Source organism: Micromonospora yasonensis, assembly GCF_026013475.1.
GTDB classification, from domain to species: Bacteria; Actinomycetota; Actinomycetes; order Mycobacteriales; family Micromonosporaceae; genus Micromonospora; species Micromonospora yasonensis.
Genome location: NZ_JAPDPH010000008.1, coordinates 41,732 through 55,988, shown reverse-complemented (window position 1 = coordinate 55,988; position 14,257 = coordinate 41,732). Strand labels below are relative to the sequence as shown.

At 71.0% G+C, this 14,257-nt stretch carries 15 protein-coding genes and 1 pseudogene; 13 read left to right on the top strand and 3 right to left on the bottom strand.

Going from position 1 to position 14,257, the window contains the following annotated elements:
* Window positions 1-13 precede the first annotated feature (13 nt).
* Complete coding sequence (gene yidD / locus ONA70_RS03595) at window positions 14-388, top strand: membrane protein insertion efficiency factor YidD (protein ID WP_265004875.1); 375 nt, start codon at window positions 14-16, stop codon at window positions 386-388.
* Between the two features lie 133 nt (window positions 389-521).
* Complete coding sequence (locus ONA70_RS03590; protein WP_265004874.1) at window positions 522-689, top strand: hypothetical protein; 168 nt, start codon at window positions 522-524, stop codon at window positions 687-689.
* A 7-nt stretch (window positions 690-696) separates the two neighbouring features.
* Here the strand turns inward: ONA70_RS03590 and ONA70_RS03585 are convergent, their stop codons facing one another.
* Together ONA70_RS03585 and ONA70_RS03580 are read right to left on the bottom strand one after the other, a co-directional pair.
* Complete coding sequence (locus ONA70_RS03585; RefSeq protein ID WP_265004873.1) at window positions 697-1,431, bottom strand: YqjF family protein; 735 nt, start codon at window positions 1,429-1,431, stop codon at window positions 697-699.
* Window positions 1,432-1,513: 82 nt separating this feature from the next.
* A pseudogene (locus tag ONA70_RS03580) lies at window positions 1,514-1,693 on the bottom strand (VOC family protein); the annotation flags it as partial.
* Window positions 1,694-1,798: 105 nt separating this feature from the next.
* Between ONA70_RS03580 and ONA70_RS03575 the strand changes: the two are divergent.
* The 7 genes from ONA70_RS03575 to ONA70_RS03545 all read left to right on the top strand — a co-directional run bounded on the left by ONA70_RS03575 (window position 1,799) and on the right by ONA70_RS03545 (window position 8,627).
* The gene (locus tag ONA70_RS03575) at window positions 1,799-3,052 is read left to right on the top strand and encodes an RNA polymerase sigma factor (RefSeq protein WP_265004872.1); all 1,254 of its coding nucleotides are present in this window, start codon (window positions 1,799-1,801) and stop codon (window positions 3,050-3,052) included.
* Window positions 3,053-3,121: 69 nt separating this feature from the next.
* Window positions 3,122-3,784 carry a DUF998 domain-containing protein gene (locus ONA70_RS03570; protein WP_265004871.1) on the top strand — a complete coding sequence of 221 codons (663 nt, stop codon included), beginning with the start codon at window positions 3,122-3,124 and terminating at the stop codon, window positions 3,782-3,784.
* Between the two features lies 1 nt (window position 3,785).
* Window positions 3,786-4,157 carry a YciI family protein gene (locus ONA70_RS03565; protein WP_265004870.1) on the top strand — a complete coding sequence of 124 codons (372 nt, stop codon included), beginning with the start codon at window positions 3,786-3,788 and terminating at the stop codon, window positions 4,155-4,157.
* 149 nt (window positions 4,158-4,306) lie between these two features.
* Window positions 4,307-5,134: a PPOX class F420-dependent oxidoreductase gene (locus ONA70_RS03560; protein ID WP_265004869.1), complete on the top strand. Its 828-nt coding sequence runs from the start codon at window positions 4,307-4,309 to the stop codon at window positions 5,132-5,134.
* Between the two features lie 51 nt (window positions 5,135-5,185).
* Window positions 5,186-5,710: a PadR family transcriptional regulator gene (locus tag ONA70_RS03555; protein WP_265004868.1), complete on the top strand. Its 525-nt coding sequence runs from the start codon at window positions 5,186-5,188 to the stop codon at window positions 5,708-5,710.
* Window positions 5,707-6,378, top strand: a complete 672-nt coding sequence (locus tag ONA70_RS03550) for an ABC transporter ATP-binding protein (RefSeq protein WP_265004867.1) — start codon at window positions 5,707-5,709, stop codon at window positions 6,376-6,378. The genes ONA70_RS03555 and ONA70_RS03550 overlap by 4 nt, the downstream gene beginning before the upstream one ends.
* Window positions 6,375-8,627 carry an FtsX-like permease family protein gene (locus tag ONA70_RS03545; protein WP_265004866.1) on the top strand — a complete coding sequence of 751 codons (2,253 nt, stop codon included), beginning with the start codon at window positions 6,375-6,377 and terminating at the stop codon, window positions 8,625-8,627. The genes ONA70_RS03550 and ONA70_RS03545 overlap by 4 nt, the downstream gene beginning before the upstream one ends.
* A 43-nt stretch (window positions 8,628-8,670) precedes the next feature.
* Here ONA70_RS03545 and ONA70_RS03540 read toward each other — a convergent pair whose 3' ends face one another.
* On the bottom strand, window positions 8,671-9,024 hold the full coding sequence (locus tag ONA70_RS03540; protein ID WP_265004865.1) for a nitroreductase family deazaflavin-dependent oxidoreductase: 354 nt from the start codon (window positions 9,022-9,024) through the stop codon (window positions 8,671-8,673).
* 325 nt (window positions 9,025-9,349) lie between these two features.
* Between ONA70_RS03540 and ONA70_RS03535 the strand changes: the two genes are divergently transcribed.
* From ONA70_RS03535 to ONA70_RS03520, 4 genes are all read left to right on the top strand, one after another.
* Window positions 9,350-9,685, top strand: coding sequence for a hypothetical protein (locus ONA70_RS03535; RefSeq protein WP_265004864.1), 336 nt, complete (start codon window positions 9,350-9,352; stop codon window positions 9,683-9,685).
* Window positions 9,686-10,037: 352 nt separating this feature from the next.
* Window positions 10,038-11,219 carry an L-histidine N(alpha)-methyltransferase gene (locus tag ONA70_RS03530; RefSeq protein ID WP_265004863.1) on the top strand — a complete coding sequence of 394 codons (1,182 nt, stop codon included), beginning with the start codon at window positions 10,038-10,040 and terminating at the stop codon, window positions 11,217-11,219.
* Between the two features lie 53 nt (window positions 11,220-11,272).
* On the top strand, window positions 11,273-11,866 hold the full coding sequence (locus ONA70_RS03525) for a hypothetical protein (RefSeq protein WP_265004862.1): 594 nt from the start codon (window positions 11,273-11,275) through the stop codon (window positions 11,864-11,866).
* A 173-nt stretch (window positions 11,867-12,039) separates the two neighbouring features.
* On the top strand, window positions 12,040-14,193 hold the full coding sequence (locus ONA70_RS03520) for an MMPL family transporter (RefSeq protein ID WP_265004861.1): 2,154 nt from the start codon (window positions 12,040-12,042) through the stop codon (window positions 14,191-14,193).
* Window positions 14,194-14,257 lie beyond the last annotated feature (64 nt).

Genomic DNA, 14,257 nt, shown 5'->3' with positions numbered 1-14,257 from the left:
GCACCATGGCGTCGTGTTCAATCTCAAGCGGAAGCGGCACCACAAGAAGAAGCAAAAGGATTGGTGCGACTGCGACGGCTGTGACTGCGACGGCCCGGACTGCTGCGACTTCGGCCTCTTCTCGTTCCTGCTCACCCTCGGCTCGCTGGCCGCCGGCGCGGTGCGCGCACCCGGCCTGGACCGGGCCGGTCGGGCCGCCATCGTCGGCTACCGCCGCTGGCTGTCGCACCGCTGGCCCGGCCAGTGCCGCTACACCCCCACCTGCAGCGCGTACGGCCTGGCGGCCGTCGAGAAGTACGGCCTCGCCGTGGGCGGGCGGCTGGCCGCCGACCGGGTCCGCCGCTGCAAGCCCCACGTGCCGCGCGGCACCCATGACCCGCTCCGCTGAGCCGCCGGACGGGCGCAGCAAACCCGGCGGTCGGATTGTGACGACCATCACAGTGACCCCATGCGTGGCACCTCGTTGGGCCGGTAAGCGATCGGGCGATGGACGGCCCGGCGCGACGGGGGAGGCGAGTGCCGTGACTGAGCACACCGGATGTGGGGACCCGTGCGAGCGCCGTTCGGCGGAGCCGGACGCGGACGCGGTGTACGAGGCCGCGCGAATCGAGTTCGAGCTCAGGCAGACCATCCGGGAGTTGCGGCGGCGCTCCGGCCCGCTCGCGCGTCGCCGGCCAGCCCGCCGCTGACAGCGAGTCAACGTAGGGGGACCGGGGTGCCGAACACGACCGGGACGCCGGGGGAGTAGAGCACGCTCACCGGTGGCCCGGGCATCGGCGGCAGCCCGGCGGCGGTGACCAGTTCGTCGTCCAGGTGCAGCAGCTCGGCCCGGTGCAGGGGCCACTGTGGATGCCAGTTCGGCAGGTGCAGGGTGCGCCCGTACGCCCGGGTGTGCAGCCCCCAGCGGGCGGTGAGGAAGTGGTCCAGCGAGGTGGGGGCGCCGATTGGTTCGCCGACCCGCACCTCGATCCGGCTGGTCGCACCGGCCGGGCCGGGCCAGCGGCGCCGGCAGCGGTAGGTGAGGCGGTCGCCGTCCCGGTCCAGCCGCATCGCCGACCACTTGTACGGCAGCCGCAGGCTCAACTGCGCCACCAGCACCGGCACCAGCCGCGACGCGTCGAGCGAGCGGAACACGACCGCGCGCCGGCCGGTGTCGTCGATCGAGTAGAGCCGGACGTTGGTCTCCCAGAAGGTGCCGAAGTACGGCACCCCCGGCCCCCGCCTGAGGCCCAGCCCGACCATCCGGAACCCGATCAGGCCGACGTAGGTGACTCCATCGAGGGTGTCCGGGCGGGTGCCGGCGGGCAGCAGCGGTGCGACGAGTTCCGGGGTGACCGCCCAGTGCAGGAAGGTCAGGTCCTGCCAGCGTTGTCGCAGCGACGCCCACGAGAACGCCTGCGCGGGCGCGGCGTCGACCGGCTCGATGTCCACTCCTCCATCCTGCCCGGGACAGGCGGTGCTGACCCGAGCGGAAGCCGGCCTACTGCCACCAGTGCAGGCCGGCCGCCTGCGGTCACTCCGGCTTGTGGCAGACCGCCTCGACGTTGTTGCCGTCGGGGTCGCGGACGAACGCGCCATAGTAGGTCGGGTGGTATTCCGGCCAGACCCGGGGCTCGTGCAGCACCTCCGCCCCGACGGCGACCGCGGCGTCGCGGAACGCCCGCACCGCGGCCCGGTCGGGGGCGGTGAATACCGGCGCCGCCCGTGTCGGGTCGCTCGTCCGGTTCAACGACCGGAACGCCGCCTCGCCGCCACCGACCTGCTTGAGTACGTCCCACCCGGCTGCTCTGATGGGCGCATGGAGACCGAGGCGCGGCGCACCGTCGAGGCGGTGTGGCGGATGGAGGCCGGGCGGGTCGTCGCCGGCATCGCGGGGATCGTCCGCGACGTCGGCCAGGCCGAGGAACTTGCCCAGGACGCCCTCGTCGCCGCCCTCGAACAGTGGCCGCGCGACGGCGTACCGGCCAACCCCGGGGCGTGGTTGATGACCGTCGGCAAGCGCCGGGCCGTCGACCTGCTGCGCCGCAAGCAGACCCAGCAGCGTACGCTCGCCGAACTCGGCCGGGACCTCGACGAACAGCACACCCCCGACTTCGACGCCGCTGTCGAGGACCACATCGAGGACGACCTGCTGCGGCTGATCTTCACCGCCTGCCACCCGATCCTGTCGCCGATCTCCCGGGCCGCGCTCACCCTGCGGCTGCTCGGCGGTCTCACCACCGGCGAGATCGCCCGCGCGTTCCTCACCTCCGAGCCGACCGTCGGGCAGCGGATCACCCGCGCGAAACAGACCCTCGCCACCGCCAAGATCCCGTTCGAGGTGCCCGGCCCGGCCGAACGCGCCGAACGGCTCGACTCGGTCCTCGAAGTCGTCTACCTGATTTTCAACGAGGGCTACTCCGCCACCGCCGGCGACGACTGGATGCGCCCGGCCCTCAGCCAGGAGGCGCTGCGCCTGGCCCGGCTGCTGCAGGGGCTGATGCCCGACGAACCCGAGGTGCACGGCCTGGCCGGCCTGCTGGAGATCCAGGCGTCCCGCACCCGCGCCCGCACCGGCCCCGACGGCGAGCCCATCCTCCTCAACGACCAGGACCGCAGCCGCTGGGATCAGCTGCTCATCCGCCGCGGTCTGGCCGCGCTCGACCGGGCCCGCACCGACCACCCCGGCCCCTACACGCTCCAGGCCGAGATCGCCGCCTGCCACGCGCGGGCGCGTACCCCGGAGGAGACCGACTGGGCGCGGATCGCGACCCTCTACGCGGAGCTCGCGCGGCTCGTGCCCTCACCGGTGGTCGAGCTGAACCGGGCCGTCGCCGTCGCCCAGGCGCACGGGCCCGCCGCCGGCCTCGAACTCGCCAAGCAGTTGGAGTACGAGCCGGCGTTGGAGCACTACCACCTGCTGCCCAGCGTGCTCGGGGACCTGCTGTTCAAGCTCGGCCGGTACGACGAGGCGCGCGCCGAGTTCGAGCGGGCGGCGTCGCTCACCGGCAACGCCCGGGAGCGTGCTCTGCTGCTGGCCCGGGCTGCCGAATGCGGCGCTAAAAAATCTTGAGAACTCATGTCGGATCCGGGTCGGCCCGATCGACGCGTCAGCGAGAACAACGATGACGAGGAGATCGGGATGACCAGTACGACGCTCACCAGGGCCGGGACGACCCGGGGTGTCTCGACGTCCGCCCTGCTCACCGCGGGTGCGGCCGCCGGGCCGCTGTTTCTCGGGCTGGGCCTGGCCCAGGCGTTCACCCGGGACGGCTTCGACCTCAGCCGGCAGCCGCTCAGCCTGCTCACCCTCGGCGAGTACGGCTGGCTCCAGATCGGCAACTTCGTCCTCTCCGGGCTGCTGGCCCTCGCCGGCGCCGCCGGCCTGCGGCGGGCGCTGCGGGGCAGCCCGGCCGGGACGTGGGGGCCGGCGCTGGTGGCCGTCCTCGGCGTCGGCCTGATCATCGCCGGGGTGCTGCGCCCCGATCCGAGCATGGGTTGGCCGGCCGGTGCCCCGGAAGGCAACCCGGCCACGATGAGCTGGCACTCCTACGGGCACGGAGTCGGGGCGATGCTGTCCTTCGGGTCGCTCACCATCGCCTGCCTGGTGTTCGCCCGCCGCCAGCTACGCCTCGGCGCCCGCGGCTGGGCACTGTTCTCGGTGCTCAGCGCGCTGGCGATGGTCGTCGTCATGGCCTGGCCCGACCAGGACAGCATCAGCGTCCGGCTGGTCGTCGGCTCACTGTTCGTCTTCGCCTGGCTCACCGCTGTTTCCCTGTACACCATCAATGAGAGGAACCACTGAAATGCGCTACATGCTGATGCACAAGCTGGACGAGGCCGTGCCCGGCACCTTCGAGCCGTCGCCGGAGTTCATGAAGCGGATGGGCGCCTACTTCGAGGAGGTCGCCAAGGCCGGCATCCTGCTCGCCGCCGAAGGGCTGTGCAAGAGCAGCGAGGAGTCGGCCCGGATCACCGCCACCACGGGCAAGACCACCATCACCGACGGGCCGTTCACCGAGACCAAGGAGCTGATCGCCGGGTTCGGGCTGATCGAGGTGCGGTCGAAGGAGGAGGCGGTCGAATGGGCCAAGCGCTTCGTCGACGTCTTCACCCAGAGCGGCATCGACGTCGAGGTCGACGTGCGCCGGGTCAGTGAGGGCCCGCACGAGGGCTGAGCAGCCCGAAGCGACGGCGCCGGAAGGCGGAGCGGGTGGTACCGGTGGCCCACCGGGACCACCCGTCGTCGCGTCGCGTCGGTACGAGCACGCCCGGTCACCGCGCTCGCCGCTGGTCACATCGCCGGCCGCCGGCCCGTCCCACCAGCATGAGAGGACTCGTACGCGGCGCGGCCGCCCTGCTCGGCGTGGCGGCGCTGGTGGCCGGGGTGTGGGCGCTGACCCGGCCGGATTCGTTCAGTTCGATGGTGGCGTTCCCGCCGCATGAGCACTTCGTGCACGACGTGGGGGCGTTCCAGCTCGGCATCGGGGCGACCCTGCTGCTGGCGCTGATCTGGGCGGACGGCATGGCGGTCGCGCTGGCCGGATATTTCGTCGGCGGGGTCGCGCACACCGTCTCGCACCTGGTCGACGCCGACCTGGGCGGCAGCGCGGCCCAGACCTGGGTGGTCGGGGTGTCGGCCGGGCTGGCCCTGGTCGCGCTGGTGGCGCGGTTGCGGCAGCTCGGTTGGGTGGTCGGGTACGTCGATCCCGCCCCGGCGCCGGCATGGGCACCGCTGGTCCGGCAGAAGACGGTGGTGCTGACCACGTTCAGGCGGGACGGGACGGCCGTGCCGACGGCGGTGAGCGTCGCGGTGGCGGGGGAGCGGGCGTACGTGCGCAGCTTCGAGAAGGCCTGGAAGACCCGGCGGATCCGCAACAACTCGCAGGTGACCCTGGCCCCCTCGACGGGTCTCGGGAAGCCGACCGGGGCGGCGATCGAGGCGGTGGCCCGGCCGTTGAGCGGTGCCGAGTACCGGGCGGCCAGCCGCGCGCTGGTTCGTAAGCACCCGCTGCTGCACGGGGTGCTGGTGCCGTTGACGCACCGCCTCGGGCGCGCCAGGACCGGCCGTACCGTCCATTTCGAGCTGGCCCCGGCGGCGGCGACCGACCAGCGGACCGCCGCAGAAGGCGTCCGGAGCGGCAGCATGAGCTGACCTACGCGCGGGGTATATACGCGGAGTATACGCGCGGGGTATGGTGCCTCCATGAGTGTTCCCATGACCCTGCTTGGTCTGCTCGAACGCGAGCCCAGCCACGGCTACGACCTGAAGCGCGACTACGACTCCTTCTTCAGCCGGGGCAAGCCGCTGCCGTTCGGCCAGGTCTACGCGACCCTGGGCCGGCTCGTCCGCGACGGCAAGATCGTGATCGGCGAGGTCGCGCCGGGCGAGGGCCCCGAACGCAAGCGCTACGTCATCACCGACCGGGGCGCGACCGAGTTCGAGTCGTGGCTGACCGAGCCGGTGGAGGCCGAGCCCAACCTGCAGACGGTGCTGTTCACCAAGGTCGTGCTGGCGCTCATGCTCGACCGCCCCGCCGAGGAATACCTCGACACGCAGCGCGCCAAGCACCTGCGGCGGATGAAGGAACTCACCGACATCCGGCGCGGCGACAACCTGGTCGACACCATGCTGGCCGACCACGGCCTGTTCCACCTGGAAGCCGACCTGCACTGGATCGACACCACGATCGCCCGGCTGGACGCCCTGCGCAAGGTGGTGAAGGGATGAAGGCGATCGAGGCCCGCGAGGTCGTGCTGTCCTTCGGCGAGACCCCGGCGCTGCGCGGCGCCAGCGTCGCGGTGGCCCCGGGCGAGATCGTCGCCATCATGGGCCCGAGCGGCTCCGGGAAGTCCACCCTGCTGCACTGCCTGGCCGGGATCCTGGTGCCCGACGCCGGCGAGATCCACTTCGACGGCCGCCGCATCGACACCCTGAGCGAGACCGAGCGCAGCATCCTGCGCCGCGACCAGTTCGGGTTCGTGTTCCAGTTCGGGCAACTGGTGCCGGAGCTGACCGCCGAGGAGAACGTCGCCCTGCCGCTGCTGCTGAGCGGCGTGAAGCGGGCCGCCGCGCTCAAGCAGGCGCGGCCCTGGTTCGAGCGGCTCGGCCTGGCCGGGCTGGAACACCGACGATCCGGTGAGCTGTCCGGCGGGCAAGCGCAACGGGTCGCGCTGGCCCGCGGCCTGGTCGCCCGGCCCGGGGCACTGTTCGCCGACGAGCCCACCGGGGCGCTGGACACGCTGACCGGCGAGCAGGTCATGGACCTGCTGGTCTCCTCGGCCCGCGAGCAGGGCACCACGGTCGTGCTGGTCACCCACGAGGCCCGCGTCGCCGCGTACGCCGACCGGCAGGTCATCGTGCGCGACGGCAAGGTGAACGCGCTGGTGTCCGCATGATCCGGTTCGCGGCACGGCTGACCCTGGCCGGCGGCCGGGAAGCCGCCACCCGGCTCGTCATCATCGCCGCCGCCGTGGCGCTCGGCGTCGGCATGCTGCTGACCACACTCGCCGGCATGAACGCGGTGAACGCGCAGAACCAGCGGTACGCCTGGCTGAACACCACGGTCGCCCCGGCCGCCGCCGACCCGTCAGTCGACCCGCTGTGGTGGCTGATCCGGCAGGACTACTACCACGGCGAGTCGATCGGCCGGATCGAGGTCGCGGCGACCGGCCCGGACGCGCCCGTCCCACCGGGCATCCCGCGCCTGCCCGGCCCCGGCGAGTACTACGTCTCGCCCGCCCTCGGCGAACTGCTGCGGACCACCCCGCCCGCGCAACTCGCCGACCGGTTCCCCGGCCATCAGGTCGGCACCATCGGCCGGGCGGCGCTGCCGTCCCCCGACTCGCTGCTGATCGTCATCGGCCGGACCCCGACCGACCTGGAACCCCTCGGCGCCCGGCAGGTCACCCAGATCATGGCCACCTCCCCGAGCGACTGCAGCCGCGGCTGCTACGTCGGGATCAGGCACGACGGCATGACCCTCGTGCTGTCCGTCGTCGCGACCGCGCTGCTCTTCCCGGTGCTCATCTTCATCGGTACGGCCACCCGGCTGGCCGCGACCCGCAGGGAGCAACGCTTCGCCGCGATGCGGCTGGTCGGGGCCACGCCACGGCAGATCTCCGTCATCTCCGCCGTGGAGTCGGTCGTCGCGGCCGTCGCCGGCACCGTCGTCGGGTTCGGGCTGTTCCTCGCGTTCCGCCCCGGAGTCGCCGCCATCCCGTTCACCGGCGAGCCGTTCTTCACCGCCGACCTGTCGCTCACCCTCGTCGACGTCCTGGCGGTCGCGCTCGGCATCCCGCTCGGCGCCGTCGTGGCCTCCTGGCTGGCGCTGCGCCGGGTGCAGATCTCCCCGCTGGGCGTGACCCGGCGGGTCACTCCGAAACCGCCGCGCGCCTGGCGGCTCATCCCGCTGGTCGCCGGGCTCGCCGAGTTGACGTACTTCGTCGGCCGGCGTCCGCCCACCACCAACGGTCAGCTCACCGCGTACCTCTCGGGGTTCCTCCTGATCCTGGCCGGGCTGCTGCTGGCCGGGCCGTGGCTGACCATGCTCGGCGCCCGACTGCTGGCCGGGCGGGCCAGCCGGCCCGCCACCCTCATCGCCGGGCGACGCCTCGCGGACAACCCCAAGGCGGCCTTCCGGTCGGTCAGCGGCCTGATCGTGGCGCTCTTCGTGACCAGCGTCGCCACCGGCACCATCACCACCTACGTGGCCAACCGGGGCGAGCCGCGCACCGACTCGGTGGCCGCCACGTCACTGTCGAAGTGGTTCCCGCCCCAGGAGGGCCCCGCGCCGACCGCGGACCAGATTCCGGCCGGGCTCGCGGCGATCCCCGGGGTACGCAGCGTGGCCCTGGTCCGCGCCAATCCGGTCGACCAACCACCCCCGCTCGAGGTTCGGCAGAGTCCGACGGATTCCGCCCCCGATCGGTGGTGGTGGCCCGGCATCGTCACGTGCGCCGAGCTGGACCGCCTGGCGGTGTTCGGCACCTGCCCCGCCGGCGCGCAGGTCGCGGCCGTGGCCGACGACCTGATCGGCGAGCGTGCGTGGGACCTGACCCGTGACAGCTACGTCTGGCCCGCCGCCGACGCCTCCCCTGCGGAGGTCGACCGGCAGCCGATCCGGTCGGTGGTCGTCAACACCACCAGCCGCGCCGCCTTCGAGCAGGCCCGGACCATGCTGATCAACGCGTTCCCGACGGGGCGGTTCCCGAACAGCACCGCCGAGTGGGAGGCGGACTCCGCGCGGCTGCTGCGGCAGTTCCAGCAGTTGGCCAACGTGGTCATGCTGGCCAGCCTGCCGATCGCCGGCTGCAGCCTGGCGGTGAGCGTGGCCGGCGGGCTGAGCGACCGCAAGCGGCCGTTCAGCATGCTGCGGCTCACCGGCGTGCAACTGCGTACCCTGCGCCGGGTGGTGGCGCTGGAAACCGTCGTGCCGCTGCTGGTCGTCGCGGCGGTCGCGATCGGGATGGGATTCCTGGCCGCGCACCTGTTCCTGCGGTCGCAGCTGGACTACACCCTGCTCCCGCCGCACGGGTCGTTCTACCTCATGGTCGCCGGCGGGCTGGCGGTGTCGCTGGGCATCGTCGCCTCGACGCTGCCGTTGTTGCGACGGATCACCGGCCCGGAGACCGCCCGGAACGAGTGAGCAGGGGGAGGGCCGGGCGATGTCGCCCGGCCCTCCCGCCTGGTCAGCCGAGGGGGACCTGGACCGCGACGTCGTGCTTCGGGTAGTGCGCCGCGAACTGGTCGGCGCCGTACTTGGCCTTGAACATCTCCACGACGTGGTTGACCCGGTCGGCCTCGGTGATCGGGGTGGCGCTCGAACTCAGCGCCGTGCCGTTCGCCGACAGCTCGACCATCGGGGTCTGCCGGACGTTCTTGTACCACTGGCTGTCCGAGCCGGTCACCGGAACCAGGAACACGCTGTCGTCCTCCAGCACGAACCACACCGGGTGCGAGATCTGCCGCCCGGTCTTCCGGCCGGTCACGGTGAGTTCGACCTCGCCGACGCCATCCAGCGCCTCCCAGACCGCGTTCGCCACGATGCCCTCCGTTCCCGATGTGTCCCCACCCGCCAGGCTAAGCACCCGGTTGCCCGCTCGCCGTCCGTTCCGGCACACGTCACCGGCACAGGACCAAGGCCCCGGCACCGCGTGCGATCCTCCCCCTGCCCGCCGGCGGCCCGGCCGGAGCAGTCTGAAGACGAGCGGCGGCAGGACTTCGGGTCGGTGGTGGCGGCGACCGGTGATCGCCAGGGCGCCGAGGACCTGGTGGCGGAGGCCTTCACCAGGGCCTGGATGTCCTGGCGGAAGGTCAGCCGGCACCCGGCCCCGCAGGGATCCCCCCGGGCACCCGGCCGCGTTCTCGTTGGTCAGCAACCCCAACGGCACCCTGGCCCTGACGCTGTCGAGGAAGCAACTCGCCGACCCGGACGCGCTGCGCAAGGCGCTCGCCGACGCCGGGGTGCGGGCGAAGATCACGACCGATGGCACGATGTGCAATTCGATCCCGGCCCCAGGCAACATGGAAGCGGTCTTCCCCTCGACGAAGCACCAGCCCGACGGCACCGTCGTTGTGATCAACCCGGCGGCGATGAAGCCCGGATCGATGGTGGTCATCGAATTGGTCGAGTCCGATGGCGGGGTGGTCGTCTTCGGCCTCGCCTGGGAGGACAAGTTGATCTGCTCGAAGCCGCGACGGTGACGGGCGTCGCCGTCGTCCCGGGCCTGTCGCGAGCCGTCGGGCGCTGAGTTCCGTCGAGCGGGAGCCGACCCGACGGTTTGACCGTCGCTGCGTCCGGGTGCGTTTGTTGTCAGCCAAGTGGCAGCAAACGCACCCGAGCCGGCGCCGGGCCTCGATGTCGACGCGCGGCATCGCCGCTCGGCTGTGTTGCCTGCTCGTGCTCCTGGACAGGCGCAATTGCCAGCAAAAGGTCCCTGGCCCCCGCCTCCAGCGTGGTCGGAAACCAGATCAAAGCGGCTACCTGCCAAGACTTTGACGCTGTTAAGGTTGGCGGGCGGAACATGGTCCGACCTCGCCCGGGGGATGGCACAACATGGATCAGCAGGCCAGGGAGCAGATAAAGCTGCTGCGCAGACTCGAGAAAGTAATTTCGGAAACCGAGTTCTCCTGGTCGCTGTGCCTGGTGGGTGAAGACCAGTCCCGGAAGCTCAACGAACTGGCCGCCGAGTTGCAGCGTCCCTTCTCGTCAACCGGTGACGAGAAGCGGATCGTGTCCGGCTACTCGTACTGGGGAATCGAACCGGCGGTCAACTGGCAGCGAGCCTGCACCGATCCTAATTATCCGGTCATGAGGGACGGGATCGAGACCTTCAGCCGGCGCTGGCGGAATCTGCATTCCCGGCACAATGGCCAGGCCTATCACTACATCAGCCTGGGCCCCGGCACGGGCGAGAAGGACGCGGTGGTCCTGGCCGACCTGCAGCGGTCGAACCCCGAGATGTACTACGTGCCGGTCGACATGAGCGCGGAGATGCTGCGCCTCGGCCTGAAGCCGATCAAGTCCCTGCCGTTCTTCCGGCACTTCCGCAACCAACTGCTGCCGGTGCAACTCGACTTCTCCGTCGAAGAGAACGTAGCCGAGTTGAACGAGCTGCGTGACCGGCTCATCGGCGACGAGCCGGTGCTGTTCTCGCTGCTCGGCAACACGATGGCCAATTTCGACGAGGACGTCTACCTGGTCGAGCGGCTGAGCAAGCAACTGCTACGCCCACAGGACCGGCTGCTGGTGGAGGTCGCCACCGCGTCCCATCTCGACGAGCGGATGGCACAGCAGGCGGCCCGGGAATACGAGACCAGCTGGGTGTTCCGCGAATTCGTCATCAGCGCCCTGCGCCAGAACACCGACCTTTCGGTGAACATGAACTACGTCCGGTTTGAAGGGGTCGTCGAAGAGGGCCGGTCACTGGTCATCAAGATGATCTACTGCAACCAGTCGGCGGAAGACCTGAAGATCGTCCTGCCGAACCGCAGCGAGGTGCATTTCCCGGTCGGAGACACCATCCGTCTCTACATCTCCCGCAAATACCAGCTGAAGGCCCTGGCGGCGGCATTGGCCAAGGCGGGTCTCTTCGTGGAGAGTGAGGCCTTCACCCAGTTCCAGGCCTACGAGAGAGTCCGCCGGTTCGGCATGGACCTCATGCTCCTGTCGAACAGCGAGGCCGGCAACGGCTCCGACACCGCCGCCCGAGACGTGTTCCGCCGCGTCGGGAAATGATGACCAGGCCGGTGCGGCAGGCGCGACCGCGCCAGGTGCCTCTGCCGTCCTGGGTGACGGCGCCCCGTACCTGGATCATGGTGGTCACCGGCGGAAGCCTGGCGGTCTCGTTCGTCGTCAGCGCCGTCTGGTGGAGCCGGTCATCCGGCATGTCCAGCTTCGAACCGGCGGTGCAGGTCCTGGGCCTGCTCGCGGGCATCACCGGCATCGTCGCGGAGCGATGGGCGGCCAGCCGCGAGCGGCGCGCGGAGGCGCTGCAGGCCATCGGCGAGGAGTTGCAGGACAACCGCAGGATCCTGACCTCCCCGCCCTTTGCCGTCGGCACCACGCAGCCCACTCGCCGGCAGGTCTACCCCCGGATGAGCCTGTCCGCGGTGAACGCCGCGCTGTCGTCGGCCGTGCTGGCCCCAGGGCGCGACGAGACGCTCGCCGGCATGCTCCACGACTGGCGCAACGAGGCGGAGATCTTCAACCACCAACTCTCCCTCGCCGAGATCCTCGCCTTCACCAACGGATCCGACGACGTGCTCCGGGACCTCTACCAGGGGCTGCACAGCGCCGACGGGCCACTGGAACGCATGCAGGAGCAACTCGAAGCTCTGCTCGCCATGCCTGCGCTCGCCCCGGCCGGCGTCACCCGGCGTTAATGCCGCCGAAGGCGACAAGTATCTGCCGCCGCTCCGTACCACGTCCGAAAAGGATTGCCGGCGGCCGGTAGCATGCACAGCGGGTAGCGACGTCTGCCGCCACAGTGATCGGCGGATGTTCGAGGGCGCTTCCGGCCCCAGACGTCAACAAGGCCGAACACACGGGGGAAACCATGTTCGAGCGGCTGGGCAGATTCGTCGTCGGTAAAGCGTGGTGGGTGATCGGCGGCTGGGTGCTCGCGGCGATCGCCATCGTCGTCACCACACCATCGCTCGCCGACATCACCTCTGCCGACCAGGAGAGCTTCCTGCCCCACTCCTACGAGTCGGTGCAGGCCACCGAACTCGGCAAAAAGGCGTTCCCGCAGCAAGCCACCGCGACCGCGACCATCGTGGTCAAGCGCGCCGACGGGCAGAAGCTGACGCCGGCGGACGAGGCGAAGGTCGGCCAGCTCGCCCAGTCGCTCAAGGCCAGGAACATCGCGCACACCTCCGGCTACCTCACCGGCCCGCCGGCCGTGGCGCCGGACAAGTCGGTCCAGGTGGTCAACGTCGGGCTCGACGCGCCGGCCCCGGACGACCCGGCGCTGCTCGACGCCGTACGCGATCTGCGGGCGGCCATCGGCCCGGAACTGTCCGGCAGCGGGCTGAGCGCCGGCGTGGCCGGCGACGTGGCCAGCTTCGTCGACAACGAGGACACCTTCAACAAGGCCTTCTCCGTGGTCGGCATCGCGACGATCATCCTGATCATCGGGCTGATCCTGATCATCTTCCGCAGCCCCATCGCCGCGCTGCTGCCCGTCGTCGTCATCGGCGTCGTCATGACCGTCACCAGCGGGCTCGTCGCCGCCGCGGGCAAGGCGTTCGACCTCAACGTCAGCCAGGACCTGCAGACGGTGCTGCTGATCGTGCTGTTCGGCATCGGCACCGACTACATCCTGTTCCTGCTCTTCCGCTACCGCGAACGGCTGCGCGCCGGCGACGACAAGCGCACCGCCATGATCACCTCCGTCGAGCGGGTCGGCGAGGTCATCACCTCGGCCGCCGGGGCGGTCATCGTCGCGTTCCTCGTCCTGCTGCTGGCCTCCCTCGGATTCTTCGGCTCGCTCGGCCCGGCGCTCGCCATCGCCGTCGGCGTCATGCTGGTCACCTCGCTCACCCTCATCCCGGCGGTCGTCTCGCTGCTCGGCCGGTACGTCTTCTGGCCGTCCAAGGCCTGGCAGCGCGCCCCGAAGGCCACCATGTCCCACCGGCTCGGCACCGCCGTCGGCCGCCGCCCGGCGCTCGTCGCCGCGGCATCCGGCGCCCTGCTGGTCGCCCTCGCCGCCGGCGTGCTCGGCTACCAGGCCGACTACGACTTCAGCGCCGGCTTCCCCCAGGACACCGAATCGGCGAAGGCCGCCAAGGACCTGCAACGCGGATTCGCCGCCGGCGCGCTGGCCCCCACCGAGGTCTACCTGACCACCGGCAACGGGTCGCCGCTGACCGAGCAACAGGTCAGCGACTTCGCGGCGGCCGCGACGAAGGCCCCCGGAGTGGGCCGGGCGCAGCCCCCGGAGCGCAGCACCGACCCCAGCGTGGCCCGGGTCAACCTGCTGCTCAACGAGAACCCGGTCTCCAACGAGGCCATCACCCTCGTCCGCGAGGTCCTGCGCGACGCGCTGCACAAGGCCGCCCCGGCCGGCACCCGGGCACTGGTCGGCGGACCCACCGCGATCTTCGCCGACATCAACTCGGCGAACAACCGCGACCTGTCGGTGATCCTCCCGGTCGCGGCCGGCCTCATCGCGCTGATCCTCGCGCTGCTGCTGCGCAGCCTGGTCGCGCCGATCTACCTGGTGATCGCGGTGCTGCTCAACTTCGCCGCCACCCTGGGCGCCACCGTCTATCTCTTCCAGGGGCTGCAGGACAAGCCCGGCGTCACCTTCCAGCTGCCGATCATCCTCTACCTCTTCGTCGTGGCGATCGGCACCGACTACAACATCCTGATGATCGCCCGACTACGTGAGGAGGCACGCGAGGGCAACGAGCCGCACCAGGCCGCCGCCATCGGCGTCGAACACGCCGGCCCGACGGTCGCGGCGGCCGGGCTGATCCTGGCCGGCACGTTCGGGGTGCTGATGCTCGCGCCGATCTCGTTCCTGCAGCAGATGGGCTTCGCGGTGGCGATCGGCATCGTGCTGTCGGCGTTCGTCATGTCCATGTTCTTCGTACCGGCGCTGACCGCCCTGATCGGACACACAGCGTGGTGGCCGGGGCACGGCGACGTGCGGCCGGTCAGCGGGCCGCACGCGCCGCCGGAGCCGGCCACCGTGGCCCAGGGGTAGCGGGCGGCGCAGCCACCCGGGAATGACGAACCGCCTCCGTGGGTACGCGAACAGTGACCGATCC